The sequence below is a fragment of the Campylobacter sp. genome, from assembly GCF_017646085.1.
GTDB lineage: Bacteria > Campylobacterota > Campylobacteria > Campylobacterales > Campylobacteraceae > Campylobacter.
On sequence record NZ_JAGCNF010000052.1, the window covers coordinates 1 to 4261 of the forward strand.

A 4261-nucleotide genomic window follows, 5' to 3' on the forward strand; every position below is an offset into this window, starting at 1 on the left:
AGTTATTAAAAGCTGTTTCATCACTATTTAAAGCCATTATTGCACTACTTAAATTCATATCTAAAAAGCTATTATATAGTTCTTTTTGCGGAATTTGAGCTTTATGCGGATTTTGACTAAATGTAACAAATGCCACAGCTATGGCAATGCAAGTTACAATAGAGGCTAGCTTTAATCCATTAAAATATCTTTTAAATCCAGCAAAATTAGCAAATATATGTAAAATACAAGCCAAAATCATTGCCATACCGATATACTCGTGGATTGATTTTATACCATAGCTTTTAATATTAAAAAACATAAAAGCACCAGTAGCACCAACAATAACAAATGTTGCGATGGTTGCAGTCGTAGCAACTGATTTGCTAACTTTCATCTCTATATCCTTTTTAGTTAAATTTGGTTAATATTAATTAAAGAGTGTTAAAAATATGTGAATTAATGGGATAAAATCATTTTATAAAAGATATATTTATTTTTAAGAAAATAGCTATGATGTTATATTTATTATTGCTGTATTTTATAATAACAAAGGAGTGAATTTATCTTAAAACATGTAAAAATGAGTACGCTTTACTAACTCCTTTAGTGTGCAAGGCGTACCACAAGGCACGCTTTTCTTGCTCAATGCTATTGACAGCACCGCTAAAAACTACATCACACTGTACGATATGAATGTTGATATTTGTGCTATCAATGAGTGGATCAGCTATTAGATCAGTTTTAATTTTAGTTAGCATTGCTAACTCATCAAAGAAGTGACATGCGTTTGGTGTTTTAAAATTTATATATGTTTTAATGTGATTTATACCCATTGTATCACGAGCTAAATTGATCAATTCTATTTTATCATCCATTGTAGCAACCTCTCCAATTAGCAATACTTCGCCCCATTGAGAGACTACATCTAGATGAAAGTTGCTTAAATTTGCACTAGCTAGGATTTTGGCTTGAAGTTTTTTTTGTATTACATTATCTTTTATTATTGTGTAAATTCCTCGTTCATCTTTATTGATAGTATAGGCATCATATATTGAAGTTAAATTAAATAGTGGCGATTTAAAAGTGCAACCACTTAGAATAATGCTAGCAAAAATCATATAAAATATAAATTTCATTAGATAATTTTATCTAAATTTCAACAAAATATCTCTTAAAAACTTTTAAAAATATATATTTAGCTTGAATTTATTAAAATTTCGATAAAATCTAGCCTTGCATTATGTAAATTTAGTGATGCCAAAGGTTAGGTATATGCGATACGGCAAAGTTTTTCTTGCTTCTGGATTATTTAGAAGAGCTATAATTATTTTAGCGATATTTCTTGCTATGAGTGGTTTTAGTTTGCATTTTATATTTACTAATGATAATATAAGCAATGCCGTATATTTAGGCTTTTCAACGCTTGCGATTATGCTTTTAGTGCTACTTTTAGAGATTTTTTTATTTATTAAAAATAATCTTATTATACCAATTGCTAATACTAAAATGTTTATTGATAAGCTAGCTCGCAAAGAGATTATCGATCCGGTTTCAAATTTTGATTTTTATCATATAAATAAAAATATTTATGATTTCTTTACATCGTGGGTATGCTCACAAAATAGCCTAAAATACTATATGGAATATTATAGTTTATTATTTGATAGAAGTGATATAAAGATTTTATTTATCGATGCTAAAGATGGCTCTATAATGGATGCTAGCCGTTGTGCGGTGGAGTTTTATGGCTACTCTAAGGGCGAGCTATTAACAATGAGTATATTTGATATTCGTGTAAATGATGGAGCAAAAACTAACTATCATAAGCATAAATTAGCTAGTGGTGAGATTAAATTTGTTGAGGTGATTAGCACTCCAGTAAGCTTATATTTTAATGATTCATATTTTATGATTATTTTAGATGCTTCAAAAGCACAAGAAAAAATAGAGAGTCTAAATAGTGAGATTGGAATGATTGAGCACAATCCTGCAATTGTGATTAAATTTATCTATGATGAGAGCTGGATGAGTACTCAGCTTAGTTCAAATGCAAATTTATTAATTCCAAATGATGTTAAACAAATTGATATAAAAACTTTATGCCATAGTGATGATATTACTCCATTAAGCTTAGAGTTAGAAAGAAAGATAAAATTAGAAAATAGCATATATGATATGAAAAAAGAGCTTGATAGGGCTTATAGATTTAGGTTAAATAGCGGCGAGTATGGATGGTTTAGACTTTTTGTTTCAAGTATGAAAAATAAAGATAACAAAACAGAAGTTACTATGTTTTTAGTTGATAGCACTGAACAAGAGATTTTAAAAGAGATTTTATCTGGTAAATTAAAACGCTATGAAAGTAGAATTTTAATCAGTAACTTGTTAGGCTTTGAGTATTTTGCTCAAAGTGGTATTTTTAAATTTAGTATTGATTTTGTTGAGTTTTTAGGATATAAAAATAGTATTGATATGGGAGTGAGCTCTATTGAGGATATATATAAAATTATATATAGAGATGATATTGATATTTTAATTGATGAGCTAGATAGATATATAGATGGTAGTTCACGGTTAATTGAGTGTGATATAAGGCTAATTAAAAAAGATGGAAGTCAAATTTATGTTAGAATTAAAGCCAAAGCCCTAGATACATTAAATGACTCTGATGAGATTATTGGCACTGCTACAGATATTAGTGATCATCATAATTTTGTAGTTCAAAGCGCTATAGCTGAGGCGATTATGCTTAGTTCTATTAATGGAATATTAATTTGTGATGCAACTGGAAATATATTAGATGTCAACGAAAGCTTTACAAAAATTACTGGATATAGCAAAGAAGAAGTTATTGGTAAAAAACCGCAAATCTTGCATTCAGGTAAACATGATAATGTATTTTATGCTAAAATGTGGTCTGATATCAAGCATTTTGGTAGTTGGAGTGGAAGAATCTATAATAAAAATCGTTCTGGTGAAATTTATCAAGAGCATCTAGTAATTACAGCTATTAAAGATGAACATGAGATAATTCAGCGATATGTAGCACTATTTTATAAAATAATGGAGTAAGGAGAGAATTTGAATTTGGATATACAAAAGATCTATGAACACGATATCCCAGATGGGTCAAAGCTATATTTTGGCGCTAGCGCTAAGCTTAAAAGAGAGATTGAAGCTAAAGCAGCTGAAATTTTAGAAAAGAATGAATTTAGCGAGATTATCACTCCATATTTTAGCCATCATCAGCGTCAAAGCGTAAAGCCTGAGAGTCTAATTCGTTTTGGTGATAAGCAAAATTTAGAGATTGCTCTTCGTAGCGATAGCACAATAGATGTAGTTAGGATTGCTACAAAAAGATTAAAAGATAGTGATACTAAAAGATGGTTTTACATTCAGCCGGTATTTAAACATCCAACTAGTGAAATTTATCAAATCGGTGCTGAAATTTTAGGCGATAGCAGTATTATGCCGTGTATAGATGTAGTTAGTGAGATTTTTAGAGAATTTGGCATTAGTGCGCATTTGCAAATTAGTAATATTCAAATTCCAAAAATTATTTGCCAGTTACTAAATTTACCAATTAGCGTATTTGAAAATGGTAGATTAGAAGTAATTTTGGGACTAAATTTACCATGGTTAAATCGCCTAGCAAATATAAAAAGCGATGCTGATATAGATGCGGTTATTGCCATTGCGCCAAGTGAACTAAAAGAGCCGTTAAACTCGATAAAAGGATTAGCTAGTAACTATGATAAACGAATATATGCACCGCTATATTATTCTAAAATGAGATATTATGATAAGCTATTTTTTAGGTTTTTATGCGATAATAGCATTTTAAGTAGTGGCGGAAGCTATGAAATTGATGGAAACATCTCAGCTGGGTTTGCTATATTTAGCGATGCTGTGATAGAAAATTTAAGAAGTAAATAAAGGATTGATATGACAAAAGCAGATTTAATTGTTGGAATTCAGTGGGGTGATGAGGGTAAAGGTAAAATCGTAGATATGCTCTCGCAAAATTATGATTTAGTATGTAGAAGTGGTGGCGGACATAATGCTGGCCATACGATATGGGTAGACGGTATTAAATATGCACTTCATTTAGTTCCAAGTGGAATTTTACACCCAAATATTATAAATATAATTGGCAATGGCGTAGTGGTAAATCCTGAGGTTTTAATCAAAGAGATGTCACAATTTAAGAATTTAGAAGGAAGATTTTACATCAGCGATAGAGCTCATTTAAATTTAGCCTACCACTCGCTAATTGACC

5 protein-coding genes are annotated in these 4261 nt (G+C 30.0%); 3 read left to right on the plus strand and 2 right to left on the minus strand.

Annotated features, from left to right (window positions below; genetic code table 11):
• Positions 1-376, minus strand: a 376-nt coding sequence (locus J6V67_RS02595) for a DUF4405 domain-containing protein (protein ID WP_291858105.1), incomplete at its 3' end; no start/stop codon positions are given.
• A gap of 166 nt (positions 377-542) precedes the next feature.
• On the minus strand, positions 543-1118 hold the full coding sequence (locus J6V67_RS02600) for a BON domain-containing protein (protein WP_291858108.1): 576 nt from the start codon (positions 1116-1118) through the stop codon (positions 543-545).
• A 136-nt stretch (positions 1119-1254) separates the two neighbouring features.
• Here J6V67_RS02600 and J6V67_RS02605 point away from each other — a divergent pair, with 136 nt between their 5' ends.
• The 3 genes from J6V67_RS02605 to J6V67_RS02615 all read left to right on the plus strand — a co-directional run.
• A complete protein-coding gene (locus J6V67_RS02605; protein ID WP_291858111.1) occupies positions 1255-3054 on the plus strand; it encodes a PAS domain S-box protein in 1800 nt (599 codons plus the stop codon).
• Between the two features lie 9 nt (positions 3055-3063).
• Positions 3064-3918, plus strand: coding sequence for an ATP phosphoribosyltransferase regulatory subunit (locus tag J6V67_RS02610; protein ID WP_291858114.1), 855 nt, complete (start codon positions 3064-3066; stop codon positions 3916-3918).
• Between the two features lie 9 nt (positions 3919-3927).
• Positions 3928-4261: adenylosuccinate synthetase (locus J6V67_RS02615; RefSeq protein WP_291858116.1), on the plus strand; the 334-nt coding region annotated here is incomplete at its 3' end.

Excerpts from the sequence above, each read along its gene's own strand:
- J6V67_RS02600 (WP_291858108.1), bottom strand. The coding sequence starts at position 1,118 with ATGAAATTTATATTTTATATGATTTTTGCTAGCATTATTCTAAGTGGT.
- J6V67_RS02605 (WP_291858111.1), top strand. The coding sequence starts at position 1,255 with ATGCGATACGGCAAAGTTTTTCTTGCTTCTGGATTATTTAGAAGAGCT.